Source organism: Micromonospora peucetia (assembly GCF_900091625.1).
Taxonomy (GTDB): domain Bacteria; phylum Actinomycetota; class Actinomycetes; order Mycobacteriales; family Micromonosporaceae; genus Micromonospora; species Micromonospora peucetia.
In genome coordinates this window covers 3,998,772-4,023,248 of record NZ_FMIC01000002.1, presented here as the reverse complement: position 1 = coordinate 4,023,248, position 24,477 = coordinate 3,998,772, and the positions used below count along the sequence as shown (strand labels likewise).

22 protein-coding genes and 1 pseudogene are annotated in these 24,477 nt (G+C 74.1%); 9 read left to right on the top strand and 14 right to left on the bottom strand.

The genetic code is table 11. The features are described 5' to 3' along the window. Positions 1-5 precede the first annotated feature (5 nt). Positions 6-1,271, bottom strand: a complete 1,266-nt coding sequence (gene lgt / locus GA0070608_RS18785) for a prolipoprotein diacylglyceryl transferase (protein WP_091629835.1) — start codon at positions 1,269-1,271, stop codon at positions 6-8. Positions 1,272-1,371: 100 nt separating this feature from the next. Between lgt and GA0070608_RS18780 the strand changes: the two genes are divergently transcribed. Continuing rightward, positions 1,372-2,139, top strand: coding sequence for an NUDIX hydrolase (locus tag GA0070608_RS18780; RefSeq protein ID WP_091629833.1), 768 nt, complete (start codon positions 1,372-1,374; stop codon positions 2,137-2,139). 273 nt (positions 2,140-2,412) lie between these two features. On the opposite strand, the gene trpA is transcribed toward GA0070608_RS18780, so the two are convergent. The 3 genes from trpA to trpC form a co-directional block, all read right to left on the bottom strand. Further along, positions 2,413-3,216, bottom strand: coding sequence for a tryptophan synthase subunit alpha (gene trpA, locus GA0070608_RS18775; protein ID WP_091629831.1), 804 nt, complete (start codon positions 3,214-3,216; stop codon positions 2,413-2,415). Positions 3,217-3,220: 4 nt separating this feature from the next. Beyond that, entirely contained in the window at positions 3,221-4,459 is a 1,239-nt protein-coding gene (gene trpB, locus GA0070608_RS18770; RefSeq protein ID WP_091629829.1) for a tryptophan synthase subunit beta, read from the bottom strand. 117 nt (positions 4,460-4,576) lie between these two features. Next, a complete protein-coding gene (trpC, locus tag GA0070608_RS18765) occupies positions 4,577-5,440 on the bottom strand; it encodes an indole-3-glycerol phosphate synthase TrpC (RefSeq protein ID WP_091635482.1) in 864 nt (287 codons plus the stop codon). Positions 5,441-5,870: 430 nt separating this feature from the next. On the opposite strand from trpC, the gene GA0070608_RS18760 reads away from it, so the two are divergent. Further along, positions 5,871-6,128, top strand: coding sequence for a hypothetical protein (locus GA0070608_RS18760; RefSeq protein ID WP_091635479.1), 258 nt, complete (start codon positions 5,871-5,873; stop codon positions 6,126-6,128). Here the strand turns inward: GA0070608_RS18760 and GA0070608_RS18755 are convergent. The 5 genes and pseudogenes from GA0070608_RS18755 to GA0070608_RS18740 form a co-directional block, all read right to left on the bottom strand. After that, positions 6,121-6,750 carry a Trp biosynthesis-associated membrane protein gene (locus GA0070608_RS18755; protein ID WP_091629826.1) on the bottom strand — a complete coding sequence of 210 codons (630 nt, stop codon included), beginning with the start codon at positions 6,748-6,750 and terminating at the stop codon, positions 6,121-6,123. The two genes, GA0070608_RS18760 and GA0070608_RS18755, sit on opposite strands and share 8 nt — an antisense overlap. Beyond that, positions 6,747-8,345 carry an anthranilate synthase component I gene (locus tag GA0070608_RS18750; RefSeq protein ID WP_091629824.1) on the bottom strand — a complete coding sequence of 533 codons (1,599 nt, stop codon included), beginning with the start codon at positions 8,343-8,345 and terminating at the stop codon, positions 6,747-6,749. Before GA0070608_RS18750 ends, GA0070608_RS18755 begins: the two co-directional genes overlap by 4 nt. Continuing rightward, positions 8,342-8,779: a phosphoribosyl-AMP cyclohydrolase gene (hisI, locus tag GA0070608_RS33500; RefSeq protein WP_091635476.1), complete on the bottom strand. Its 438-nt coding sequence runs from the start codon at positions 8,777-8,779 to the stop codon at positions 8,342-8,344. Before hisI ends, GA0070608_RS18750 begins: the two co-directional genes overlap by 4 nt. Before the next feature lie 186 nt (positions 8,780-8,965). Beyond that, positions 8,966-9,556: pseudogene (locus tag GA0070608_RS33495) on the bottom strand (phosphoribosyl-AMP cyclohydrolase); the annotation flags it as partial. A 227-nt stretch (positions 9,557-9,783) separates the two neighbouring features. Further along, complete coding sequence (locus GA0070608_RS18740; RefSeq protein WP_091629821.1) at positions 9,784-10,170, bottom strand: MerR family transcriptional regulator; 387 nt, start codon at positions 10,168-10,170, stop codon at positions 9,784-9,786. 112 nt (positions 10,171-10,282) lie between these two features. Between GA0070608_RS18740 and GA0070608_RS18735 the strand changes: the two genes are divergently transcribed. Beyond that, positions 10,283-11,020: an ABC transporter ATP-binding protein gene (locus tag GA0070608_RS18735; protein WP_091629819.1), complete on the top strand. Its 738-nt coding sequence runs from the start codon at positions 10,283-10,285 to the stop codon at positions 11,018-11,020. Beyond that, positions 11,017-11,772, top strand: a complete 756-nt coding sequence (locus GA0070608_RS18730; RefSeq protein WP_091629816.1) for an ABC transporter permease — start codon at positions 11,017-11,019, stop codon at positions 11,770-11,772. Before GA0070608_RS18735 ends, GA0070608_RS18730 begins: the two co-directional genes overlap by 4 nt. 43 nt (positions 11,773-11,815) lie before the next feature. Here the strand turns inward: GA0070608_RS18730 and GA0070608_RS18725 are convergent, their stop codons facing one another. Next, on the bottom strand, positions 11,816-12,574 hold the full coding sequence (locus GA0070608_RS18725; RefSeq protein WP_091629814.1) for a DUF2470 domain-containing protein: 759 nt from the start codon (positions 12,572-12,574) through the stop codon (positions 11,816-11,818). A gap of 68 nt (positions 12,575-12,642) precedes the next feature. Between GA0070608_RS18725 and rpsD the strand changes: the two genes are divergently transcribed. Further along, positions 12,643-13,254 carry a 30S ribosomal protein S4 gene (rpsD, locus tag GA0070608_RS18720; protein ID WP_091629811.1) on the top strand — a complete coding sequence of 204 codons (612 nt, stop codon included), beginning with the start codon at positions 12,643-12,645 and terminating at the stop codon, positions 13,252-13,254. A gap of 79 nt (positions 13,255-13,333) precedes the next feature. Here rpsD and GA0070608_RS18715 read toward each other — a convergent pair whose 3' ends face one another. Next, a complete protein-coding gene (locus GA0070608_RS18715; RefSeq protein ID WP_091629808.1) occupies positions 13,334-15,121 on the bottom strand; it encodes an ABC transporter ATP-binding protein in 1,788 nt (595 codons plus the stop codon). After that, positions 15,118-16,998, bottom strand: coding sequence for an ABC transporter ATP-binding protein (locus tag GA0070608_RS18710; protein WP_091629806.1), 1,881 nt, complete (start codon positions 16,996-16,998; stop codon positions 15,118-15,120). The genes GA0070608_RS18715 and GA0070608_RS18710 overlap by 4 nt, the downstream gene beginning before the upstream one ends. Before the next feature lie 146 nt (positions 16,999-17,144). Here GA0070608_RS18710 and GA0070608_RS18705 point away from each other — a divergent pair, with 146 nt between their 5' ends. The 3 genes from GA0070608_RS18705 (at position 17,145) to GA0070608_RS18695 (ending at position 20,816) form a co-directional block, all read left to right on the top strand. Further along, the gene (locus GA0070608_RS18705) at positions 17,145-17,774 is read left to right on the top strand and encodes a TIGR03085 family metal-binding protein (protein ID WP_091629803.1); all 630 of its coding nucleotides are present in this window, start codon (positions 17,145-17,147) and stop codon (positions 17,772-17,774) included. Positions 17,775-17,897: 123 nt separating this feature from the next. Next, positions 17,898-18,851: a terpene synthase family protein gene (locus GA0070608_RS18700; protein ID WP_091629801.1), complete on the top strand. Its 954-nt coding sequence runs from the start codon at positions 17,898-17,900 to the stop codon at positions 18,849-18,851. 138 nt (positions 18,852-18,989) lie between these two features. Next, entirely contained in the window at positions 18,990-20,816 is a 1,827-nt protein-coding gene (locus tag GA0070608_RS18695) for an AMP-dependent synthetase/ligase (protein WP_091629798.1), read from the top strand. Between the two features lie 105 nt (positions 20,817-20,921). On the opposite strand, the gene GA0070608_RS18690 is transcribed toward GA0070608_RS18695, so the two are convergent. Together GA0070608_RS18690 and yczR are read right to left on the bottom strand one after the other, a co-directional pair. Continuing rightward, entirely contained in the window at positions 20,922-22,238 is a 1,317-nt protein-coding gene (locus GA0070608_RS18690) for a low temperature requirement protein A (RefSeq protein WP_411970839.1), read from the bottom strand. A gap of 68 nt (positions 22,239-22,306) precedes the next feature. Beyond that, positions 22,307-23,764, bottom strand: coding sequence for a MocR-like transcription factor YczR (yczR, locus tag GA0070608_RS18685; RefSeq protein ID WP_091629796.1), 1,458 nt, complete (start codon positions 23,762-23,764; stop codon positions 22,307-22,309). Between the two features lie 58 nt (positions 23,765-23,822). On the opposite strand from yczR, the gene yczE reads away from it, so the two are divergent. Then, a complete protein-coding gene (yczE, locus tag GA0070608_RS18680) occupies positions 23,823-24,476 on the top strand; it encodes a membrane protein YczE (RefSeq protein WP_091629794.1) in 654 nt (217 codons plus the stop codon). Position 24,477 lies beyond the last annotated feature (1 nt).

Below are 24,477 nucleotides of genomic sequence, written 5' to 3'. Positions count from 1 at the left end.
CCTCTTCAGCTGTCGCGCTCGGCGGGCCGGGTGCCCGCGGCCCCGGCCCGGTCCGCCGGGGTCTCCCCGGCCGCGTCCGGCCCGGTGGACGCCGCGCCTTCACCGGCGGCGTCCGGCCCGGCGGGCGTGGCACCGTCACCGGCGGCGTCCGGCCCGGCACCGTGGCCGGTGGATCCGGAGGTCGCGTCGGCACCGGTCGGTCCGTCCGACGGCGCGTCGGCCCCGCCGGACGGGGCCTCCCCGTCGGGTTCGGCCGGCGTCTCGCCGGTCTCCCGCCAGTGCCGGTACTGCTCCTCGCTCACCACGCGGTAGCCCTCCGGCGCGGCCGGCTGGGAGCCGGCCTCCCGCGCGGACAGGTCGACCTGCGAGACGTCGGAGTCGACGGCCGGGCCCGGCGTCGCGGCGGCGCCGACCGGGACGAGGTACTCCCGAGGCCCGCGCACCCGCACGAAGTAGACCAGGGCGCCGAGGAAGACCAGGCCGGCGGTCCAGACGTTCAGGCGTACGCCGAGGATGGTGTTCGCCTCGTCGGTGCGCATCAGCTCGATCCAGAACCGCCCGGCCGTGTAGCCCATCACGTAGAGCGCGAACGCCCGCCCCCGGCCGAGGCGCAGCTTGCGGTCGAGGGCGAAGACCAGCGCGGCCACGCCGACGTTCCACAACAGCTCGTAGGCGAACGTCGGGTGGTAGAGCCCCGGTTCGAGGATCGGCTGGCCGGTGTCGTCGCGCAGCGCGTGGCCCGGATTATCCGGATCCATCCGGTGGATCTCCAGCCCCCAGGGCAGGCTGGTCCGACCGCCGTAGAGCTCGTTGTTGAACCAGTTGCCGAGCCGGCCGATCGCCTGTGCCAGCGGCAGGCCGGGGGCCAGCGCGTCGGCGACCACCGCGAACGGGATGCCGAGCTGCCGGGCCGCGAACCACGCGCCGACGGCCCCGCCGGCCACCGCGCCCCAGATGCCGAGACCGCCCTCCCAGATGGCGAACGCCTTCAGCGGGTCGCCACCGGTGCCGAAATACTTCTCCGGAGAGGTGATCACGTGGTAGATGCGGGCGCCGATGATGCCGGCCGGCACCGCCCACACCGCGATGTCGAGTACCGCACCGGGGGCGACACCGCGCTGGCGCAACCGCCGCTCGGTGACCCAGCAGGCCACCACGATGCCGACGATGATGCACAGCGCGTACGCCCGGATCGGCACCGGTCCGAGCTGCCAGACGGCGGTGCTGGGGCTGGGCAGGGCCGCCTGGGGGGTCAGCGAGGCGAGAGTCACGGATGCACACGCTACCGCCGTGGACCCCTCCGGCGGCACCCCGGTCCACGTCCACCGATCTCGGTGACTTCTGGTTTGCGCCGCCGTACGCTCTTTGTCCATGAGCGCGCTCACCTGGGCGGTCGCCGCGGTCGTCACCGACGACGCCGGCCGGGTGCTGCTGTGCCGGCAGGGCCGGGGCGAGCGGCGCTACGCCCTACCCGGCGGGCGACTGCGCCCGGCGGAGAGCCCCGTGCACGCCGCCGCGCGCGACATCCTTGCCGAGACCGGATGGGAGGTCGAGGTCGTCGACCTGGTCGGCCTCTACCACCTCACCGGGCCGTCGCCGGCCACCAGCACGGCACCCGCCCCGCCCGGCCGTCCAGCACCTGACCCGCCAGCCGGTCACGCCGGGCCCACGCCGGCAGGCCGTCCAGCGCTGGCGACGCCGGCCAGTCACGCCGGGCCACTGCCCGACGTCCTGGTGCACGTCTTCCGGGCCCGTACCCGGGGCGAAGGGCCGATCGGCGACCCGGTGGGCGGGTGCCGGCTGTCCTGGCACCACCCCGCGGCGCTGCCCGAGGCACTCACGCCAACCACCCGGGCCGCGCTCACCGACGCGCTGGCGGGCCTCTCCGGCGTCCTACGCCACACCACCCCGGACTCGCCCGCACGGGTCCTGCCCGCACGCGACGCGCCCGCACCGGACGCGCCCGCACGGAACTTGCTGCCCGCAGGCATCCCCGCTGCGGACTCCCCCGCCCCGGGCACGCCCCTCCCGGGTGACGACACGCAGGACTCCCCCGCCGCGGACGAGCCCCCGCCGACGACCAGCCACCCACCGGGCCAGCGCACCACCCCACCCACCGACCAGGTAACCCATCCCTGACCCACCCACCCCGCCCCGCCCGCCGCAGCCCCGCCCCGCCCGCCGCAGCCCCGGCCCGCCCGCCGTGGCCCCGTAGCCCGCCCCGCCGTGGCCCCGTAGCCCGGCCCGGCCCGCCGTGGCCCCGTAGCCCCGTGGCCCGCCGATCTTGCACTTTCCGCCCTGACATAGCCGGCATACGCCGCAAAACATGGGCACAAAGTGCAAGATCGCGGGCAGGCGCGGCGCGGGCAGGCGCGGGCGCGGAAGGACGCAGCGCGGAAGAGCGCAGCGCGGTCAGGGGGTGGGGGTTCGGACGCCTTCGGCGAGTTCCGCGCTCAGCGCGCACAGGGCGGCCAGCCCGGACGCCTCGTCCGGCGCGTCGAGCAGGCAGCGGATCAGGGCGCTGCCGACGATGACGCCGTCGGCGTAGCCGGCGACGGTGCCGGCCTGCGCTCCCGTGCCGACGCCCAGCCCGACGCCGACCGGCAGGTCGGTGACCTCCCGTACCCGGGAGACCAGGACCGGAGCCGCGTCGGAGGTACGCGCCCGGGCCCCGGTGACACCCATGATCGCGGTGGCGTAGACGAAGCCCCGGCAGTGCTCGACGGTCATCGCGAGCCGCGCGTCGGTCGAGGACGGCGAGACCAGGAAGGTGCGGTCCAGCCCGTACGCGTCCGAGGCGGCGAGCCACTCGCCGGCCTCCTCGGGGATCAGGTCCGGGGTGACCAGCCCGGTGCCCCCGGCCGAGGCGAGGTCCCGGGCGAAGGCGTCGACGCCGTACCGCTCCACCGGGTTCCAGTAGGTCATCGTGACCACGGGTGCCCCGGTGGCCGCGACCGCCTCGATGATGCGCAGCGTGTCCCTGGTGCGTACGCCGCCGGCCAGGGCGATGTCGCTGGCCCGCTGGATCACCGGGCCGTCCATCACCGGGTCGGAGTACGGGATCTCCACCTCGATGACGTCGACACCGGCCTCGACCATCGCGGTCATCGCGGCGATGCTGCCCTCGACGGTCGGGAACCCGGCCGGCATGCAGCCGACCAGCACGGCCCGCCCGTCGGCGCGGGCCTTGTCGAAGGCCACCCCGATCCGGCTCACGTTCTCACTGCTCCTTGTCGAGGATGCCGAAGTAGTCGCCGGCGGTGTGCACGTCCTTGTCGCCTCGGCCGGAGAGGTTGACCACGATGGTGGGCTCCCGGCCCAGCTCGGCGGCGAGCTTCGGGGCGACCTTGAGGGTGCCGGCGAGCGCGTGCGCGCTCTCGATCGCCGGGATGATGCCCTCGGTACGGCAGAGCAGCTCGAACGCGGCCATCGCCTCGTCGTCGTTGACCGGCAGGTAGGTCGCGCGACCGCTGTCGTGCAGCCACGCGTGCTCCGGCCCGACGCCCGGGTAGTCCAGCCCGGCGGAGATCGAGTGCGACTCGCAGGTCTGCCCGTCGGCGTCCTGGAGCACGTACGTCCGGGTGCCGTGCAGCACCCCGGGGGAGCCGCCGGTGATGCTGGCCGCGTGCCGGCCGGTCTCGACCCCGTCGCCGCCGGCCTCGAAGCCGTACAGCCGCACGTCGGGGTCGCCGACGAAGGCGTGGAAGATGCCCAGCGCGTTGGAGCCGCCGCCGACGCAGGCGGTGACGGCGTCCGGCAGCGCCCCGGTCAGGTCGAGGCACTGCTGGCGTGCCTCGTCGCCGATGCCCCGGACGAAGTCGCGGACCATCGCCGGGAAGGGGTGCGGCCCGGCGGCGGTGCCGATCAGGTAGTGGGTGTCGTCGACGTTGGCGACCCAGTCGCGCATCGCCTCGTTCATCGCGTCCTTGAGGGTGCGCGAGCCGTTGGTGACGGGGACGACGGTGGCGCCGAGCATCCGCATCCGGGCCACGTTGAGCGCCTGCCGCTCGGTGTCGACCTGACCCATGTAGACCACGCAGTCGAGGTCGAAGAGGGCGGCGGCGGTCGCGGTGGCGACGCCGTGCTGGCCGGCGCCGGTCTCCGCGATCACCCGACGCTTGCCCATCCGCCTGGTCAGCAGGGCCTGGCCGAGCACGTTGCGCACCTTGTGCGCCCCGGTGTGGTTGAGGTCCTCCCGCTTGAGCAGCACCCGCGCGCCCACCTTCGCGGAGAACCGCTCGGCCCGGTAGAGCAGCGAGGGGGTCCCGGCGTAGTCGCGCAGCAGGGCGGCGAACTCGGCCCGGAACGACTCGTCGGCCATCGCCGTGCGGTGCGCGGCGTCCAGCTCGTCCAGCGCGGCGACCAGCGCCTCCGGTACGAACCGGCCGCCGAACCGGCCGAAGTGGCCCGCGGTGTCGGGCAGCGGACCGGCCGCCTCGGCCAGCGCGTCGGCGCTCATGCCCGCACTCCGCTTCGCTCCGTGCCGCCATGAGGCACCACCGCACTGAGCCCGATGATTCGCTCGCTGCGCTCGCTCATGCAGACATCCTCTCGGTGCTGACGAACCGGCGCGGGATCAGCGCACCGGGCGGGGCGTGGCCGGGTGGTTGCCGGCGTTGACCAGCTCGGCCACCGCCTCGCGGGGGCTCTTCTGGGTGACCAGGCCCTCGCCGACCAGGACCGCGTCGGCGCCCGCCGAGGCGTACCGGATCAGGTCGTGCGGGCCGCGCACCCCCGACTCGGCGATCTTGACGACGCTGCTGGGCAGGCCGGGCGCGATCCGCTCGAACACCGAACGGTCGACCTCAAGGGTACGTAGGTTGCGGGCGTTGACCCCGATCACCTGGGCGCCGGCCTCCAGGGCACGGTCGGCCTCCTCCTCGTCGTGGACCTCGACCAGCGCGGTCATGCCCAGCGACTCGATGCGCTCCAGCAGGCCGACGAGGGCGTTCTGCTCCAGGGCGGCGACGATCAGCAGCACCAGGTCGGCACCGTGCGCGCGGGCCTCGTGCACCTGGTAGCTGGAGACCACGAAGTCCTTACGCAGCACCGGGATGTTGACGGCGGCGCGGACGGCGGCCAGGTCGTCGAGCGAGCCGCCGAACCAGCGCCCCTCGGTGAGCACGCTGATCGCCCGCGCCCCGCCGGCCGCGTAGTCGCCGGCCAGGTCGGCCGGGTCGGCGATCTCGGCCAGCCGCCCCTTGGACGGCGACGAGCGCTTCACCTCGGCGATCACCGCGACGCCCGGCTTGCGCAGGGCCGCGTACGCGTCCAGCGGCGGCGGCGCGGCAGCCGCCAGTTCGCGGATCCGCTCCAGCGGAACCTGCTCCTGTCGCCGGGCGACGTCCTCACGTACGCCGGCCAGGATCTCGTCGAGTACGCCTACGGACGCCGCCGGACCGGCCTCGTCCCCCTCCGCGTGCGCATGCTCAGCAGTCACCAACGGACTCCCCTCTCCGGGTGTCATGGGCCGATGCTAGGGGGCGCCACCTGGCGCCAGGCGCCGGGGGTATGGCGTGCCTCACGAGATGGGCTGGGGCATAATGGCCGACCTCCGGTGAACGGGACGTCACGCTGGGCGACCGCGCCCATCGACGCCCGCCATCCGGCCACCCCGTCTCCGCCACCCAGGTCATCGACGTGATCCTATCCCGTGGCACGGCCGGCCGCCCGGCCCGGCACCTCTGCCGACGCCCGCCCCCGCTGTGACCTACCTCAAGGCCGAACGACCCTTTCCCTGGTCGCGGCCCCGGAAGCAGAGTTGACGTGTCGGTCACCACGGCGAAACGTCCGCCAGCCAGCATCGTCCTCGGGCAGACTCGATGACGCGCCTGCCCCACCATCAACAACGATCTCCGTGCGGGGTGATCATGAGCACTGTCGAGCCCAACCCGACCATCGGACTGACGACCATCTCGCGTACCGTCGCGTCGCTCGCCGTCGGCGTGGTGCACACCCTGGAACGCGCCGTGGTGGGCGAGGCCCGGATGCGCACCGCGCGCGGCAACGCCTGGGAGGCGGTCTGCGCCGATCGGGCCCGGGCCGAGCAGCGGGCCGACCTCGACCGCCTGGTGGCGGAGCTGGCGGCGGCCCGGGCCGCCGCCCGCCAGCGCCAGCCGGTCAGCTGACCGTCGGGTCCTCGCCCCGGTCCAGCGCGTCCCATGCCTGGGTGGTGTGCCGGCCGGTGACCCGGCCGTCCTCGTCCCGCGCGGCCGGCGCCTCGCCGCCCGCGGCCCGCCGCTCGTAGCGGGCGCCCATCGCCGGCCACCGTCGGCCCCGCAACGCCGTCAGCAGCCCGCCCGCCGTGGCGAGCACCCCGCCGAGCAGGCAGAGCGCCGGCCAGTGCCGGCTGACCTCACCGTCGAACGTCGCGACCAGGCCGTAGCCGCCGCCGGCGGCCACCGCCGCGCCGAGCCCGCACAGCAGCCCGCCCAGCAGCCGCCGCGCCCGACCCCGGGTGGCGAGCACGGCACCGCCGCCGGCCAGCCCGACCAGCGCCAGCGCCGGCAGCCAGGGCAGCAGGCCGGCGCCGGTGCGGGCGTCGTGTACCGGCGGCAGCGGGGTCGGCCGGGCGGTCAGCTCGACCGCCCAGGTGCGGGTCGACGCCCACAGCGCCAGGCCCGCGCCGGCCACGCAGAGCAGCACGGCGTACGTCAGTTCGCGGCGACCCGCATTGGGCCGCGCACCCTGGCCCGCGTCGGTCGCCGGGGTGGTCCCCGGTTCCTGACCGCGCGGCTCGGCGGCGGTCATCGGGCGGGCCGGAGGGTCTCGGCGGCGGCGATGGCGGCGAGCACGGCGGCGGCCTTGTTCCGGGTCTCCTCGTCCTCGGCGGCCGGGTCCGAGTCGGCCACCACCCCCGCCCCGGCCTGCACGTACGCCCTGCCGTCGCGGATCAGCGCGGTGCGGATGGCAATCGCCATGTCCAGATCGCCGCCGAAGCCGAAGTAGCCCACGGTGCCGCCGTAGAGGCCGCGCCGGACCGGTTCCAGCTCCTCGATGATCTCCATGGCCCGCACCTTGGGCGCTCCGGAGAGGGTGCCGGCGGGGAAGGTCGCGGCCAGCGCGTCGAAGGCCGTGCGGTCCTCACGCAGCGTGCCGACGACGGTCGAGACGATGTGCATGACGTGGCTGTAGCGCTCGATGGTGGCGAACTCCGGCACCTCCACGGTGCCCGGCTGGCAGACCCGGCCCAGGTCGTTGCGGCCCAGGTCGACCAGCATCACGTGCTCGGCCCGCTCCTTGGGGTCGGCGAGCAGTTCCGCGGCGAGCCGGGCGTCGGCCTCGGGGGTGCCGCCGCGCGGGCGGGTGCCGGCGATCGGGTGCAGCAGCGCCCGCCGCCGCCCGTCGGCGTCGGTGGTCACCTTCAGGTGCGCCTCCGGCGAGGACCCGACGATGTCGAAGCCGTCGAAGCGCAGCAGGTACATGTACGGGCTGGGATTCGTCGTACGCAGCACGCGGTAGACGTCCAGCGGGTCGGCGTGGGTCTCCCGTTCGAACCGCTGGGCCAGCACGATCTGGAAGCACTCGCCGGCCCGGATCGCCTCCTTGGCCGCCTCGACGGCCTTGGGATAGCCACCCTCGGGCGTGCGGCTGCGCACCTCGCCCGCCGGGGGACGCCCGACGGTCGACACCATCGGCGGGATCGGCCGGGACAGCGCCGTGGTCATCGCGTCGAGCCGGCCGACCGCGTGGTGGTACGCGGCCGTGACCAGGGCGTCGGAGTCCGGTTCGGTCAGCGGCGGCAGGATCGCGTTGGCGACGAGGATCGCCGAACCCTCGTAGTGGTCCAGCACCACCAGGTCGGCGGCGAGCATCATGCCCAGCTCGGGCACACCCAGGTCGTCCTCGGTCAGCTCGGGCAGCCGCTCGAACCGCCGGATCAGGTCGTAGCCCAGGTAGCCGACCATGCCCCCGGTCAGCGGCGGCATGCCGCCTGCCGCGTCCCACGCCGGGCCGGCGAGCGCCTCGACGGTCTCGCGCAGCACCTGGACCGGGTCCCCGGAGGTGGGCAGGCCGGCCGGCGGCTGACCCGTCCACACCGCGGCGCCGTCCCGCTCGGTCAGCGTGGCGCTGCTGCGTACGCCGATGAACGAATACCGCGACCAGGCCAGGCCGGCCGAGCCGACGCCCTGCTCGGCGGACTCCAGCAGGAACGTCCCCGGGCCGCCGGCGAGCTTGCGGTAGACGCCGACCGGGGTCTCCGCGTCGGCGAGCAGCCGCCGGGTGACCGGGACGACCCGCCAGCGGGCGGCCAGTTCGGTGAAGGTGGCCAGATCCGGACTGACCGTGCCGTCGGTGCGGGGCCTCCCGCCGTTCGCGGCGGGGCCGGGCGAGGTCGCGCTCACCGGCCGTCCGCCCCGTCCCCGCCGACCGGCAGCTCGGTGAAGAAGCAGGTGCGGTGCCCCGTGTGGCAGGCCGCGCCGACCTGTTCGACGTCGACCAGCAGCGCGTCGCCGTCGCAGTCCAGCGCGACCGCGCGGACGTACTGGTGGTGCCCGGAGGTGGCGCCCTTGACCCAGTACTCCCGGCGGCTGCGCGACCAGTAGGTGGCCCGGCCGGTGGTCAGGGTGCGGTGCAACGCCTCGTCGTCCATCCAGGCGACCATCAGCACCTCGCCGGAGTCGTGCTGGCGGACCACGGCGGCCACCAGGCCGTCGGGGGTACGGCGCAGCCGGGCGGCGATGGCCGGGTCGAGCCGGGACGCACGGGCCGCGCCGTCGGCCGCGGGCTCCTGCGGACTGGGATGGGCGCCGGTCACGGGCGCGTCAGGTACGGGCACAGTGACCCATTGTCCCGCACGCGGGGCGGGCACGGGCGCGGGCTCCCGCCGGGGCCGCGGCGCCCGGTGGGCGGGCCGGGTCAGCTGGTCGACATAGCGGTCCAGCCGGCCGTCGACCAGGGCGTCGGCCAGGTCCGCGCCGGAGGTCCGCGCGACCTCGGCGGCGTACGGGCGGATCAGTGGCAGGACGCCGGCGACCAGGCGGGTCGCGGCGGCGCAGAGCTGGCCGACGGAGCCGGGCCGCAGCCCGAGGCAGAGCAGCAGGTCCTCCCGGTAGTTCGGGGGCGCCACCGGCAGGTCGAGGGCGGCGGTGAAGGCCGCCCGCCGGGACGTCACCCGGACCGTGGGGTTGGCCAGCCGCAGCACGGACGGGCAGAGCCGCCCCAGGTCGGCGGCGGCCAGCCGGACGCCGAGGTGGTCGTCGGCGTCCCGCGCGCCGGCCACCTTACCGAGCGTCGCGATCAACTCCTCCAGCTGCGGTTCGCCGGCGGGCTGGCAGAGCACCGGCAGGTCGATCCGGGGCCGCCAGTGCGGATCCGCCCACAGCAGCCGGGCCGGCGCCGTCACCGGCAGCCCGAACGCCCAGTCGGCGGGCTCGCCGAGGCGGGTCAGCCAGGAGCGAACGTCGCGGGCGGCCACCGAGACGTGGGTCAGCCGGCCCGCATGCTCGGCCAGGTAGGCCTGGCGGGCGGCGTACGGGGCGCCGGCGAGCAGCACGTCGACGTCGACGTCGCTGTGCGCGGTGGCGGCCCGCCGGGCATGGCTGCCGCGCAGCATGATACCGACCACGGGCTGCTCGGCGCCGGCCCGCAACCGGGCGGCCCATTCGCCGAGGAACCTCTCGTCCGGTGACGCTGCGTGACCCACGGCGCTATCGTGCCGTACGTCCGTTCGGGGCGCAATGCCCGGTGCCGCGCCGGATGCCCGTTGGCGGACCCGGTGTCCGGTCCGAAGGCTAATGCCCGACGAACCTCATCGCCGCCTCGGGGTACCCCATCGGCGGATCATCGGCCCTCCTCCGCTCGGCGGTAGTTGTCGATCTTGTGGTTGAGCACCTTCAGGTCCTCCTCCAACTCGGCCATCCGGGTCAGCACGCGGGCCCGGTGCGCCTCGAAGAGCGCCCGCCGGGTGCCCAGAGTCCCGTCGCCCTGCCGGGCCAGCTCGGCGTAGCGACGCATGTCCCGCACCGGCATCCCGGTGCGGCGCAGCCGGGTGAGCAGGACCAGCGAGTTGACGTCGCGTTCGGTGTAGCGACGGCGCCCGGCCGAGTCGCGCCCGACCGGGGCGACGAGGCCCTCCTGCTCGTACCACCGCAGGGTGTAGGTGGTCAGGCCGACCCGCTCGGCCGCCTCGCCGACGGTCAGGGTCGGCTCCCGGATGCTGGTGTCCACACCGTCCAGGCTTCCAGTTCGAGTGCACACGAAGTCAACCGTTGCACCCCGGCGGACAACTTCACTAGCGTCGGGATTCAACGCGTGACGAGTGTTCTCTAAGGAGGCACCGGTGGACGAGGCGATCGCGGTCCGGGACCTGGTCGTCGAGCGGGGTGGCCGGCGGGTGCTGCACGGTGTCAGCGCGTCCGTGCCGCGCGGTCTGGTCACCGGGCTGCTCGGGCCGAGCGGCAGCGGCAAGACCACGCTGCTGCGGGCGGTGGTCGGCGTACAACTGATCGACGCCGGCTCGGTGACCGTGCTGGGGCGCCCCGCCGGGTCGCCCGACCTGCGCCGCCGCGTCGGCTACCTCACCCAGGCACCCAGCGTCTACGCCGACCTGACGGTACGGGAGAACGCGCGCTACTTCGCCGCCCTGCACGGCCGGGGCCGGGCCGAGGCCGACCGGGCGGTCGCCGAGGTCGGGCTCGGCCCGGCCGCCGCCCAGTTGGTCGGCACCCTCTCCGGCGGGCAGCGCAGCCGGGCGTCGCTGGCCTGCGCCCTGGTCGGGGAACCGGACCTGCTCGTCCTCGACGAACCCACCGTCGGCCAGGACCCGGTCCTGCGGGCCGACCTGTGGGCCCGGTTCCACGCCATGGCCGCCGCCGGCACCACCCTGCTGGTCTCCAGCCACGTCATGGACGAGGCGGCCCGCTGCGACCGGCTGCTGCTGATCCGCGAGGGGCGGCTGATCGCCGACGACACCCCCGACGCGGTGCGCGCCGCCGCCGGCACCACCGACCTGGACGAGGCGTTCCTGCGGTTGATCAAAGCGGGCGAGGCGGGCGCCGCCGGACGGGAGGCGTCGTGAACCCCCGGATCCTGGCCGCCACCACCGGCCGCATCCTGCGCCAGCTGCGGCACGACCGGCGCACCGTGGCATTGCTGCTGGTGGTCCCGTCGGCGCTGCTCACCCTGGTCCACTCCATGTACGTCGACCAGCCCGCCCCGCCGGGCCAGCCGTCGACGTTCGACCGGGTCGCCCTGGTGATGCTCGGCTTCTTCCCCTTCGTGATCATGTTCCTGGTGACCAGCATCGCGATGCTGCGCGAGCGCACCACGGGCACGCTGGAGCGGCTGCTCACCACCCCGCTGGGCCGGCTCGACCTGCTCTTCGGCTACGGCATCGCGTTCGGGCTCGCCGCCGTGGTCCAGGCGGTCGTCGCGTCCGTGGTCGCGTACCGGGTCTTCGGTTTGGAGACGGCCGGAAACAGCGGGCTGGTGATCATGATTGCCGCGCTGAACGCCGTGCTCGCCGTCGCGCTCGGGCTGCTCTGCAGCGCCTTCGCCCGCACCGAGTTCCAGGCCGTGCAGTTCATGCCGGTCGTGGTGGTGCCGCAGTTGCTGCTCTGCGGGCTCTTCGTGCCCCGGGGCGAGATGGCCGGCTGGTTGCAGGCGGTCAGCGACGTGCTGCCCCTGTCGTACGCCGTCGAGGCGCTCCAGGAGGTCGGCGCCCGCGCCGAGCCGACCGGCACGATGTGGCGGGACGTGGCGGTGGTCGCCGGCGCGGCGGCGCTGGCGTTGGTGCTCGCCGCAGCCACCCTCCGGCGGCGCAGCGGCTGAGCCGCCGGCTCCGGCCGGGAGGGCGGAAAGAGGCGACCGCCGGTCAGGCGTGATCGGCGTGCCGGGGCGTGGCGTGGCGGCAGACCAGCGGGTGCAGGAGCCGGGTCAGCTCCGCCTGGCAGCCCAGCGGGCGCGGGAACGCCAGCCGGACGCGCCGGCGGGCGTCGGGCCGGCCGTGGGAGACCAGCAGGCCGTACCGGTCGATCCGGACCACCCGGGGCGCGGTGTCGGGGGCGTCGTCGGCGAGGCCGAGTTGGCGGCGCAGGTACCCGGCCACCTCGGTGGCGTGGTGGTCGGCGAGGTCTGCCAGGAGTTCGGCCTCGACCGCGTGCAGCGGGTCGGGCTCCGCCTCGGCGTACGCCTCGGGGTCGATCCGGCGCACGGTGTCGCCGCGTTCCCAGCGGGCCTCGACCACCTCGAAGCGGTGCAGCTGGAACCTGGTGCCGACGTCGAGCAGGTCACCGGCCGGTTCCACGGCCGCGAAGTCCAGCGCGGCGGAGCGCTCCTCGGCCCCGTCCAGTCGGGCCGCCCAGCCGGAGACCCAGGCCCGGCCGAGGCTCGGCGCGCCGGCGGCGGGGGGCAGGTCGAGCACGTCCAGCACCAGCGCGACCTCGGACTCGCCGTCGGCGGGGCGCAACGCGGCGGCGAGGTCACTGACCACCGGCACCAACAGCAGCACCCGACCGTCCGGGTCGGTCACGTGCCGGACCTGGTGCGGGCCGGGCCGGTGCGCGACGTGGGCGGTGCCGGACAGCCGGCCCGCGACGAGGGTACGGACGATCTCCGCCGGGCTGGGCCGCATGGACGACTCCTTAATAGGTTAGCCTTACCTAACTCGGAGAGTAGAGCACCGGATCGGAGACGTCCAGCGTGAACCAACCAAGGCCCAAGGCCCGTATCTCCCGCGCCCTCGGCATCCCGCTGACCCGCAAGTGCGTGCGGTACCTTGAGCGGCGCCCCTTCCCGCCCGGCGTGCACGGCCGGCAGCGCCGCAAGACCTCGGACTACCAGGTGCGGCTGCTGGAGAAGCAGCGCCTGCGCCACCAGTACAACGTCAGCGAGACCCAGCTGCGGCGTGCCTTCGACGAGGCCGCCCGGGGCGCGGGCAAGACCGGCGAGAGCCTGGTGACACTCCTCGAACGACGGCTCGACGCGGTGGTGCACCGGGCCGGCCTGGCCCGCAGCATCTACCAGGCCCGGCAACTGGTCGCGCACGGCCACTTCACCGTCGACGGGCGCAAGGTCGACCGTCCGTCGTACCGGCTGCGCCCGGGGCAGGTGGTGGCCGTCCGCGACCGCAGCCGTGCGTCCGCGCCGTTCCAGCTCGCCGCCGCCGGCGCCAACGCCACCGAGGGGCCCGGCCAGCCGTACCTGTCGGTGGAGCTGGCCGAGCTGCGGACCACGCTGCTGCGCGAGCCCACCCGGCACGAGGTGCCGGTGATCTGCGACGAGCAGCTGGTGGTGGAGTTCTACTCCCGCTGACCACCGCGTGCGGCCCGGCACCCGGCCGGGCCGCACGTCGTCAGGGCCGCACGTCGTCAGGGCCGCGCGGCGGGCCGGCTCAGCGGGTCTGCTCCAGCCAGGAGGCGTAGAGCAGGCCGTACACCGACTCCGGGTCGCGGACCAGCTCGTCGTGCGGCCCACGCTGCACGATCCGGCCCCGGTCCACCACGATCACCTCGTCGGCGGACTGCGCCGTGGAGAGCCGGTGCGCGATCGCGAGGGTGGTACGTCCCCGGGTCACCGCGTCCAGGGTGCGTTGCAGCCGCACCTCCGTGGCCGGGTCGACCGCGCTGGTCGCCTCGTCCAGCACCAGCAGGTCCGGATCGGCCACGTACGCGCGGGCCAGCGCGACCAGCTGCCGCTCCCCCACGCTCAACGCCTCGCCCCGCTCCCCCACCGGGGTGTGCAGGCCCGCCGGGAGCCCGTCCAGCCAGTCCGCCAGCCCCAACTCGGCGAACGCCGCCGCGAGCTGCTCGTCGGTCAGCTCCGGGCGGGCGAAGCGCACGTTCTCCGCCACCGTCGCGTCGAAGAGGAAGCCGTCCTGCGGCACCATCACCACCCGCGACCGCAGCGAGGCGAACCGGACCTGGTCCAGCGGCACCCCGGAGAGCAGCACCTGGCCGGCGGTCGGGTCCATCAGGCGGGTGAGCAGCTTGGCGAAGGTGGTCTTGCCGCTGCCGGTCTCCCCGACCACCGCCACCCGGCTCTTCTCCGGGATCTCCACGCTGACGTCGTGCAGCACCGGCGGACCCCCCGGGTACGCGAAGCGCACCCCGGCGAACCGGATGTCCAGCGGGCCCGACGGCAGCTCACGCCCCTGCTCGCCCGGGTCGGCGACGTCGGGCTCGATGTCCAGCACGTCCAGCACCCGGCGCCAGCCCGCGATGGCGTTCTGCGCCTCGTTGAGCACCTCGGTGGCGATCTGCACCGGCTGGATGAAGAGCGTGACCAGGAAGAGGAAGGCGGTCACCTCGCCGATGCTCAGGGTGCGGTCGGCGCCGAGCATCACCCCGAGCACCACCACGCCGGCCAACGCCAGCCCGGCCGCCAGCTCCCCGACCGAGCTGCCCACGATGCTGATCCTGATCGCCCGCTGCTGGGCCTGCCGCTGCCCGTCGATCGCCTCGTCGAGCCGGCGGGACGTGCGGCCGGCAATCCCGTACGCCCGGATCACCGGCGCGCCGACGACGCTCTCCCCGATCGCGCCGAGCAGCGCCCCGGTGCGCTGCCGGACCACCCCGTACGCCCCGGCGAGCCGGCGCTGGAGCAGCCGGATCACGAACACGGCGGGCAGGAAGGCGGCGAAGACCACCAGGGTCAGCTGCCAGGAGTACGCGAACATCACCAGCGTGGTGATCGCCAGCTGACCGAGGTTGACCACCAGGATCACGCCGCCCCACTGGAGGAACTGGGTGATCTGGTCGACGTCGCTGGTCACCCGGGAGACCAGCGAACCGCGCCGCTCCGACTGCTGGTGCAACATGGACAGGTCGTGCACGTGCCGGAACGCCCGGATCCGCACGTTGGCCAGCGCGGTCTCGCTGACCGTGAAGAGCCGGCGCATCATCAGGTATCCGCAGAACGTGGTCACCACCAGCACCGCGGTGGTGATGGCGACCACCGTCCAGACCACGGTCAGGTCCAGGCCACCGACGATGCCGTTGTCGATGCCCTGCTGCACCGCCACCGGCACGGCCGCCCGGCCGACCATGTAGACCAGGGCCAGGCCGAGCGTGCCGGCGAGACCGACCCGCAGCTCCGGGGAGAGCGCCAGGCCGCGGCGCAGCGTCTGCCAGGTCGTCTCGGGCGTCTCAGCCGCCTCGACCGTCTCGGTGGGAGTACTCACCGGTCCACCTCGATCTCCAGGCCCGACGTCAGCGGGGCGACCTCGTCGTACGGCTTTTCCTTGGTGTGGTCGACCTCGGCCTGCTCGTAGGCGGTGACCAGGTCGGCGTAGCCCGGCACCGTGGCCAGCAGCTCGGCGTGCGGACCGCGGGCGACCACCCGGCCCTGTTCCAGGTAGACCACCTCATCGGCCAGCGCGATGGTGGCCCGCCGGTAGGCGACCACCAGGATCGACGCGGCCGGCGCCCCGGACTCCCCCGCCGAGGAACGCAGCCCGGCCAGGATGGCCGCCTCCACCCGCGGGTCGACGGCACTGGTCGCGTCGTCGAGGACCAACAGGCGCGGCCGGCCGGCGAGGGCGCGGGCCAGGGTGAGCCGCTGCCGCTGGCCGCCGGAGAGCGAGGTGCCCCGCTCGCCGACCTTCGTGTCGATGCCGTCGGGCAGGGCCGAGACGAAGCCGTCCGCCTCCGCCAGCCGCAGCGCGGCCCAGACGTCGTCGTCGCCGATGCCCGGCCGGTCCAGGGTGACATTGGCACGCACCGTGTCGTCGAAGACGAACGGCACCTGGGCCACCAGCGCGGCGGTGCCCGCCAGCGAGGCGGCGGTGAGCCGGCGGACGTCCACCCCGTCCAGGCACACCGTGCCGGCCCGGGGGTCGACCAGCCGCACGGCCAGCGCGGCGATCGTCGACTTGCCGGAGCCGGTCGGCCCGACCAGGGCGACGATCCTGCCGGCGGGCACGGTGAAGGAGACATCGCCGAGCACCTCCGTGCCGGGCAGGTGCGCCTCGGCCGGCTCGTAGCCGAAATGCACGTCGGTGAACGTGAGGGTGGCCGGGCGGGGCTCCGCCACGTCGAGCGTCGTGTCGCCGTACGGCATCTCGCCGGTGGCGTCGAGCACCCGGCGGACCCGGTCCCAGCCGGCGACGCTGCGCGGCAGCTCTGCCAGCACCCAGCCGATGGCCCGCACGGGGAACGCCAGCACGGTGAAGAGGAAGGCGACGCTGATCAGCTCGGCGACGCTGATCGCGCCCTGCCGCAACCGGATCACGCCGACCACCAGCACGGCGAGGGTGCCGAGGCTGGGCAGGGTTTCCAGCAGCGGGTCGAAGACGCCACGCAGCCGCCCCACCGCCACCAGCGAGTCGCGCAGCTCGCCCGCCCGGGCGGCGAACCGGTCGGTCTCCTGCGCCTCCCGACCCATCGTCTTGACGACCAGGGCGCCGTCGAAGCTCTCGTGTGCGATGCCACTGACCTCGGCACGCAGCCGCTGGGCCCGGGCCTGACGGGGTGCCATCCGGCGGGAGTAGGCGACATTGAGCGCGAAGAGCGCCGGGAAGACCGCGAGGCCGACCAGGGCCAGCGCCCAGTCGGTGGCGAAGAGCGACGCCACCGCGCCGACCAGCATCACCAGGGTGCCGACCGCGAACGGCAGCGGGGCGATCGGATGCCAGGCGGCCTCGACGTCGGAGTTGGCGTTGGACAGCAGCGTGCCGGTGGCGTTGCGGTGGTGCCAGGACAGCGGCAGTTCCAGGTAGCGGCGGGTGACCCGGCGCCGGTAGGCGGCCTGGAGGCGGTACTGCATGTAGCCCGCGCCGAGCCGGCGGCCGAAGATGCCGGCCACCCGCAGCACGCTGATGCCGAACAGCGCGACGGCCGCCAGCGCGAGCCCACCAACCCCGACCGCGCCGCGCTCGATCGCCGGCACCACCACGTCGCCGACCACGGCACCCACCACGAAGGCACTGGCCACCGTCATGGCGCCGAAGAGCACGCTGCCGCTCACCGCGACCGCGAAGATCCGCGGCTCCTCCCGGATCGCCCGTCCGAGGACGGCCAGTCCTCGCACCAGCACGTCCCGACTTGTCCTGCTCGCCACGCTCTCCCCCGCCGTAAGCCGCAATTATCTTCCTCATCCTTACCGGTCGGTGCCAGACCCGCCGCCCCGGACCGCTATGTCCGCCGTCACGGCCGCCCCCGCCGCCCGACGCGCCGAGTCGGCCGTACCCGCCTACGATCGGTGCCATGCCGCGGTACGCCCGATCGGAGCGCGAGGCGCTCGCCGACCTGATGCAGACGCTGGGACCGGACGCCCCGACGGTCAACGAGGGGTGGACCACCCGCGACCTCGCCGCCCACCTGGTGCTGCGGGAGCGCCGGCCGGACGCCGCCGGCGGCATCCTGCTCCCGCCGCTGCGCGGCTACGCCGAGCGGGTGCGCCTGCGCCTCGCCGCGCACCCCTGGCCGCGTCTTGTCGACCAGGTGCGCAGGCCGCCGGTGTGGAGTCCGGTCAGCAACCCGGTCACCGACGAGCTGGCCAACACGCTGGAGTTCTTCATCCACCACGAGGACGTGCGCCGCGCCGGCCCGGGCTGGCTCCCGCGCGACCTGGCGGCGGGGCTGAACGCGGCGCTCTGGAAGCGTTGTGCCGGGCTGGCCCGGCTGGCGCTGCGCCGGTTCCCGGCGGACGTCTTCGTCCAGGCGCCCGGCTACGGCGAGCTCTCCGTCGGCCGGGGCGGCGAACCCGTACGGGTGGTGGGGGCGCCCGGCGAGCTGGCCCTCTTCCTCAGCGGCCGGCAGCGGGTGTCCCGGGTGCAGATCGACGGGCCAACGAACCTGGCCGACCGGCTCCGGGGTGCCGACCTGGGCATGTGATGCCCGGCACGGAAGCGGTCACCCGACGCCCCGGAGAAGCCTCTCCCCAATGATCGTGACCGATCCCTGCTCCCGTACGCTGTCCCGCGCCGTCCCGTCGGGGACGGCGCGACAGGGGGCACCATGCGGACCTTTGCGGTCTCGGCACTACGGGAACCCCCCTTTCCCGCGCGTCAGCACGACGCCACCGACCGGGTGGCGCGGGAGAGCATCGAGTGGGCGCTCGGCCACGGGCTGATCATCAGCGGGCATCGGCTGCACCGGCTGCGCCGGGCCGACGCCGCCGGGCTGGCCGGACGGGCCTGCCCGGACGGGCCGGTCGATCCGCTGCGGCTGCTCGCCGACCTGATCTCCTGGCTGTTCGTGATGGACGACGCCTGCGACGAGGACGGCCTCGGGGACGCCCCGATCCGGCTGGCGCCGACCGTCGCGGCCCTGCTGGACGTGCTGGACGGGCAGGGGACCCCGACCGGCGGGCCGGCCACCGCGGCCGGGCCGCTCGGCGAGGCGCTGGGTGACCTGTGCCGGCGGGTCCGTGCCAACGGTGGTCCCGTGTTCCTGCTGCGCTTCGTCGGCGAGGTGCGGGAGTACCTGCTGGCGCTGCTCTGGGAGGCGGCCAACCGGGAGCACGGGCGGGTGCCGGGACTGGCCGAGTACGTCCAGATGCGCCGGCACACCGGCGGGGTCCACCCCAGTTTCACCCTCACCGAACTGGCCGCCGGGGCGCTGACAGGCGCGTCCCACCGCACCGAGCCGGCGCTGGTCACCCTGGACCTGCTCGCCGCCGACCTGGTCTGCTGGTGCAACGACGTCTTCTCGTACGGCAAGGAGAACCTCGCCCAGCCGGACGGGCACAACCTGGTCGTGGTGATCGCCGCGGGCCTCGCCGACGGCGACCAGTCATCGGCCCTGCGGGCCGCCGCCGACCGGTTCAACGAGGCGATGTCGGCGTACCTGGCGGCGGAGGCGGTGCTGCTCGCTACCGGCGACGACGGCCTGCGGCCGGCTCTGACCGCACGGCGCAACTGGATCCGCGCCACCTACGACTGGTCGCTTCGGGCGGCCCGGTACGCCTGAGCCGGGCGTCCATCTTCCGAGACGTGGCCCAGCCGTGATCGACAGGGCTAGCCGATGCCCAGGCACAGGCAATACCCTTCGGTAACGAACACCGACGTGACCATGGTCACGTCTCCACCCCCGAAGGCGGCTACAGCGATGGCTCTCGATGTACCGTACCGCTCCATCCCCGACATGTTCCTCAAGCGCGTGGCGGCGTCCCCCGACCGCGACGCCTTCGCCCACCCGGGCCCCGATGGCTCCGGACCGGTCTGGCTGAGCTGGGAACAGGTGGCCCACCGCGCCAAGGCGGTCGCCGCCGGGCTGCACGGGCTTGGCGTCGGCCTGGAGGATCCGGTCGCGATCCTGGCGAACACCCGGCTCGACTGGGTGATCGCCGACCTCGGCATCATGTGCGCCGGTGGCGCGACCACCACCGTCTACCCCACCACGGAGCCCGACGACGCGACCTACATCATCGCCGACTCCGGTTCCCGGGTGCTGTTCGCCGAGAACCCGGCCCAGGCCGCCAAGATCGCCGGCGCGGACCTGCCGGCACTGACCCACGTCGTGCTCTTCGACGGCGCCGCCGACGCGTCCGCCGCCGTCCCCCAGCTCACCCTCGCCGAACTGGAGGAGCAGGGCGCCCGCGCGCTGGCTGCCGAGCCCGACCTGATCGAGATGCTGGTCGCCGGGATCGGCCCCGACCACCTCGCCACGCTGATCTACACCTCCGGCACGACCGGGCGCCCGAAGGGCGTCGAGCTGCTGCACGGCGGCTGGTGCTGGGAGGGCGTGGCGCAGGCCGAGGTGGGGCTGCTCCACGAGAACGACCTGCAATATCTCTGGCTCCCGCTGTCCCACTCGTTCGGCAAGACCCTGCTCTGCGGTGCGATCCACGTGGGCCTGCCGACGTACGTCGACGGCCGGGTCGACAAGCTGGTCGAGCTGCTCTCGGTGGTCCGGCCGACGCTGATGTGCGGCGCACCCCGGGTGTTCGAGAAGGTCTACAACAAGGCGGTGACCACCGCGCAGAGCGGCGGCGGCGTGAAGGCGAAGATCTTCGCCTGGGGCGTCCGGGTCGGCAAGGAGAAGGTCACCCTGGAGCAGGCCGGCAGGCCGGTCCCGGGGGTGCTGAAGCTGAAGTACTCGGTGGCCGAGAAGCTCGTGTTCAGCAAGCTCCAGGCCCGCCTCGGCGGCCGGATCCGGGTGCTCGTCTCGGGCGCCGCCCCGCTCAGCCCGGAGATCGCCACCTTCTTCGCCGCGGCGAACCTACCGATCTCCGAGGGCTACGGCCTCACCGAGACCAGCGCCGGCAACTTCGTCAACCCGCCGAACGGGCTGCGGATCGGCTCCGTCGGCAGGGCGCTGGGCGACCTGGAGTGCCGGATCGACACCGACGGCGAGATCCTGGTCCGCGGCCGGCCGGTGATGCGCGGCTACCACAACCTGCCCGAGGAGACCGCCGCCGCGTTCACCGAGGACGGGTTCTTCCGCACCGGCGACATCGGCACCCTCGACGCCGACGGCTACCTGAAGATCACCGACCGGAAGAAGGACCTGGTCAAGACCTCGGGCGGCAAGTACATCGCGCCCTCACACATCGAGGGGATGTTCAAGGCCACCTGCCCGTACACCTCGCAGGCGGTGGTGGTCGGCCAGGCCCGCAACTACTGCACGATGCTGGTCACGCTGGATCCGGACGCGATCAAGGGCTGGGCCGCGGGCACCCCGCTGGAGGGCCGCGACTACACCGAGATCGTCTCCTCGCCGGAGGCGAAGGCCATGGTCGAGGAGTACGTGGCCGAGCTCAACGCCAAGCTCAACCGCTGGGAGACGATCAAGAAGGTCGCCATCCTGCCACGGGACCTGACCATCGAGGATGGCGAGATCACCCCGTCACTCAAGATCAAGCGCCGCGGCGTGGAGAGCAACTTCGCCAGCGAGATCGAGAAGATGTACGCGGGCACGCTCGCCGAGCTCTGAGCCCAGCGCGTCGGCGGCGGCCCCGCACCCCGGTGCGGGGCTGCCGGCCTCGGTGCTGGCGGCTGCCGGCCTCGGTGCTGGCCTCGGTCCCGGTAGATGCTGACTTCAGAGGTGGTGGCCCCGCCACCTGGTCTGCTCGGCCTCGGAGGCGAGTTGCTCCTCCAGCGCCACCTGCCGGACCTGCCGCCGCCGGGGGGCGTCGACGACGGTCTGTGCCGCGACCACCAGCACGGCGGCCACCGCCAGCACGGCCAGGGCGGCCAACTCCGGCAGCTGTCCGGCCACCGGGACCAGCGCGACGAGCAGCACCACCCCGACGATCGACGGCCAGCGGGCCGCGCCCAGCGTCCGGCTCCCGAGCGTGATCAACGTGAGCAGGTAGAGCGCGACCCCGCCGTAGAGGGCCAGCAGGTGGAATCCGGGCAGCGGCACCCCCCACAGCGGGGTCGCCGGGTTTCCGGCCTCGTAGATCTGGCCCTTGAGGCCCAGAGCGAAGAGGATCACGCCCGCGATCAGCGGCAGGTGCAGGTAGGTGTAGACGTCCCGGGCCAGCCCGCCACGGGCGCTCGGGTCCCTGGTGCGGTGCAGCACCTGCTCCATGGCGAGGGCGAGGGTGTCGAAGTACGCCCACCACATCGCCGCGACCACCGCGACGCCCAGCACCGCCGCGAAGATGACCGGCCAGGTCAGCGGCAGGCCGGCGGTGGCGCTGGGCCCCAGCCCGAGCGCGATGATCGATTCGCCGAGCGCCACGATGATGATCAACGCGTGGCGTTCCGCCCAGTGCCCCGCCGAGAGCACCGTCCACCCGGCGCGGTGCTGGGCCAGGCCGGCGCCGTACTCGACACCGAGCGCGGCGAGCCACAACGCCAGCCGGACCGCGGTCTCCGCCCTGCCGTCGAAGATCCACTGCGGCACCAACGCGGAGGTGAAGATGAGCCCCGTCGCGACCAGGAACGGCAGGGCCAGCGTGAACATCTGTCGACGCACCCCCGGGTCGGTGCGTACCGCCCAGAGGAAGAACGCCACCTGGGTCGCGCGGACCAGGAAGTAGCAGACGGCGAAGACCAGCGGGCCGGGCAGCCCGCCGGGCTGGTCGACGAACGCCTTGGGCAGGCTCAGCGCGAGCACGAAGACGGCCGCCGAGGTCGCGAAGCCGAGCAGCGGCACGATCCCCTGGTCGGTGCGGACCACGTTGCCCAGCGCGGCGAAGCCCGTCCAGCACCACCACAACAGGGCGAGCGCCACCAGACACTGGACCAGTCCGCGTAGGTTTGGGCTGCCGGAGGCCACCGTGGTGACCCTGAGGAAGGCGAAGACGAAGACGAGGTCGTAGAAGAGTTCGAGCCGGGTGGTCCGGGAACCCGGCGCGCTCGGCCTGATCCCGCGCGGCCACCGGACACCGCCCACATTCGCCACCAGCGCAGTTTCCCAGCCGAAGGGGCCCACGCACGCCCGATCGGGCCACCTCGGTCCTCGCCGCGGCCCGGTCAGGCGATGACGGTCGGTTCCCGCCACTGCGATCGGCCGCCCCGGTCCAGGTCGTACCGGACCGCGGCGATCCGGCCGACCGCCTCGGCCAGGTCGGCGGCCGGCAATGTGAACGGCAGCCGCAGGAAGCGCTCCAACGTGCCGTCCAGGCCGAACCGGGGACCGGGCGCCAGCCGTACGCCGACCTCCTCGGCGGCCCGGGCGAGCGCGCTGGAGATCGGCCCGTCGAGTTCGGCCCAGAGGGTCACCCCGCCGTGCGGGACGGTGACCCGCCACTCGGGCAGGCGCTGCGCGAGCGCCGCCAGCAGCGCGTCGCGCTGGACGGTGAGCTGGGCCCGGCGCGCGGTGACGATGGCCGGGGCGTCGGCGAGCAGGTGGACCGCGACCAACTGGTCCAGGACCGGGCTGGCCATGTCGACGCCGACCCGGGTGGCGGCCAGCCGCTGCACCTGCGGGGCGGAGGCGCGGACCCAGCCGATCCGCAGGCCGCCCCAGAACGGCTTGCTCATCCCCCCGATGGTGACCACCCGGGAGTGCCGGTCGAAGCTGGCCGTCGGCGGGGGCAGCACCGTCCCGTCCAGCGGCAGGTCCACGAACGACTCGTCGATGATCAGGTCGGTGCCGACGGCGTGCGCGGTGGCCACCACCCGTTCCCGCAGCGACGCCGGCATCAGGTGGCCGGTCGGGTTCTGGAAGTCCGGGATCAGGTATGCCAGCTTGGGCCGGGCCTGCCGGAGGCCGCCGAGCAGCAGGTCGGCGTCCCATCCGGGCTCCTCGACGGCCAGTCCGTGAGTGGTGATCCGGGCCCGGCGGGCGGCCAGCGCGGCCAGCGCGTTCGGGTAGCTGGGCGCCTCGACCAGCACGTTGCCGCCGGGGGCGAGGGCCAGCCGGAGCACCAGGTCGAGGGCGTGCTGGGTGCCGTTGGTGACCATGATCTGGTCGGGCGAGGTGGGCAGGCCCCGGTCGGTGTAGGCACAGGCCACCGCCTCGCGCAGCTCGATGATCCCGGTCGGGTGGTAGCCGGCGCCGCCCAGGTAGCGGGGCAGGTCCTCGGCCGCCGCGCGGGCGGCCGGCAGCAGCTCGGGAGGCGCGGCCAGCGCGGCCACCCCGAGGTCGATCATGTCCCGGTCGTCCAGCGGGGTCCAGAGCCCGGTGCTCGCCACCCGGTGGGTGCCCGGGAGCATCGTCCAGCTGCCGGCACCCCGCCGGCTGGCCAGGTGCCCACTCTCCCGCAGCTCCCGGTACGCGGCGGTGACCGTGGTCCGGCTGATCTTCAGGGCCTCGGCCAGTTCCCGCTCGGCGGGCAGCCGTACGCCCAGCGGCAGCCGGCCGTCGGCGAGCAGGCCACGGACGGCGCCGGCCAGCGCGGCGTAGTCGGGGCTACGACGGCGGCCGGGAAGCGCGTGCCACTGACCGAGGAGCCGGGCCAATTGGACACCCCGAACCTGACTCGTCATGGCCACTCCTCCCAAATTGGCTCTTACGCCAGGCCAATTGGCCTTTAGCGTGGCATGGGTGGCACCGATTGGCAATCTCCGGCATCGTCCCGCGCGGCGGCTCACCCAGCTCTACGCGGGCCTCTTCCTCTACGGCGTGAGCATGGCCCTGATGATCGACTCAAAGTTGGGCCTGGACCCGTGGAACGTGTTCCACCAGGGCCTGTCCGAGCTGACCGGCTTCTCCTTCGGCACCGTCACCATCGCGGTGGGCGTGCTGGTGCTGCTGCTCTGGATTCCCCTGCGGCAGCGCCCCGGCCTCGGCACGGTCAGCAACGTCCTGGTGATCGGGCTGGTGGTGGACGCGACGCTCGCGCTGTTGCCGGCGGCTGGGCCACTGGGCCTACGGGTCGGGATGCTGGTCGCCGGCATCGTGGCCAACGGGGCGGCGACCGGGCTCTACCTCGGCGCCCGCCTCGGGCCCGGCCCCCGCGACGGCCTGATGACCGGCTACGTCGCCCGCCGGCCCGGCCGCTCGCTCCGGCTCGTCCGCACCGTCATCGAAGTCGCCGTGCTGGCGCTGGGCTGGCTGCTCGGCGGGACGGTGGGCCTCGGCACGATCGCCTACGCGCTGGCCATCGGCCCGCTGACCCAGGTCTTCCTGGGGCTGTTCACCGTCCCTGGGGCACAGAACACCGCCCCCGGGCCGGCGAAGCCGTTCCCCGCGACCTGAC

Excerpts from the sequence above, each read along its gene's own strand:
- GA0070608_RS18780 (WP_091629833.1), top strand. The coding sequence starts at position 1,372 with ATGAGCGCGCTCACCTGGGCGGTCGCCGCGGTCGTCACCGACGACGCC.
- trpB (WP_091629829.1), bottom strand. The coding sequence starts at position 4,459 with ATGAGCGCCGACGCGCTGGCCGAGGCGGCCGGTCCGCTGCCCGACACC.
- GA0070608_RS18760 (WP_091635479.1), top strand. The coding sequence starts at position 5,871 with ATGAGCACTGTCGAGCCCAACCCGACCATCGGACTGACGACCATCTCG.
- GA0070608_RS18755 (WP_091629826.1), bottom strand. The coding sequence starts at position 6,750 with ATGACCGCCGCCGAGCCGCGCGGTCAGGAACCGGGGACCACCCCGGCG.
- GA0070608_RS18725 (WP_091629814.1), bottom strand. The coding sequence starts at position 12,574 with ATGCGGCCCAGCCCGGCGGAGATCGTCCGTACCCTCGTCGCGGGCCGG.
- GA0070608_RS18705 (WP_091629803.1), top strand. The coding sequence starts at position 17,145 with ATGCCGCGGTACGCCCGATCGGAGCGCGAGGCGCTCGCCGACCTGATG.
- GA0070608_RS18700 (WP_091629801.1), top strand. The coding sequence starts at position 17,898 with ATGCGGACCTTTGCGGTCTCGGCACTACGGGAACCCCCCTTTCCCGCG.
- GA0070608_RS18695 (WP_091629798.1), top strand. The coding sequence starts at position 18,990 with ATGGCTCTCGATGTACCGTACCGCTCCATCCCCGACATGTTCCTCAAG.
- yczR (WP_091629796.1), bottom strand. The coding sequence starts at position 23,764 with ATGACGAGTCAGGTTCGGGGTGTCCAATTGGCCCGGCTCCTCGGTCAG.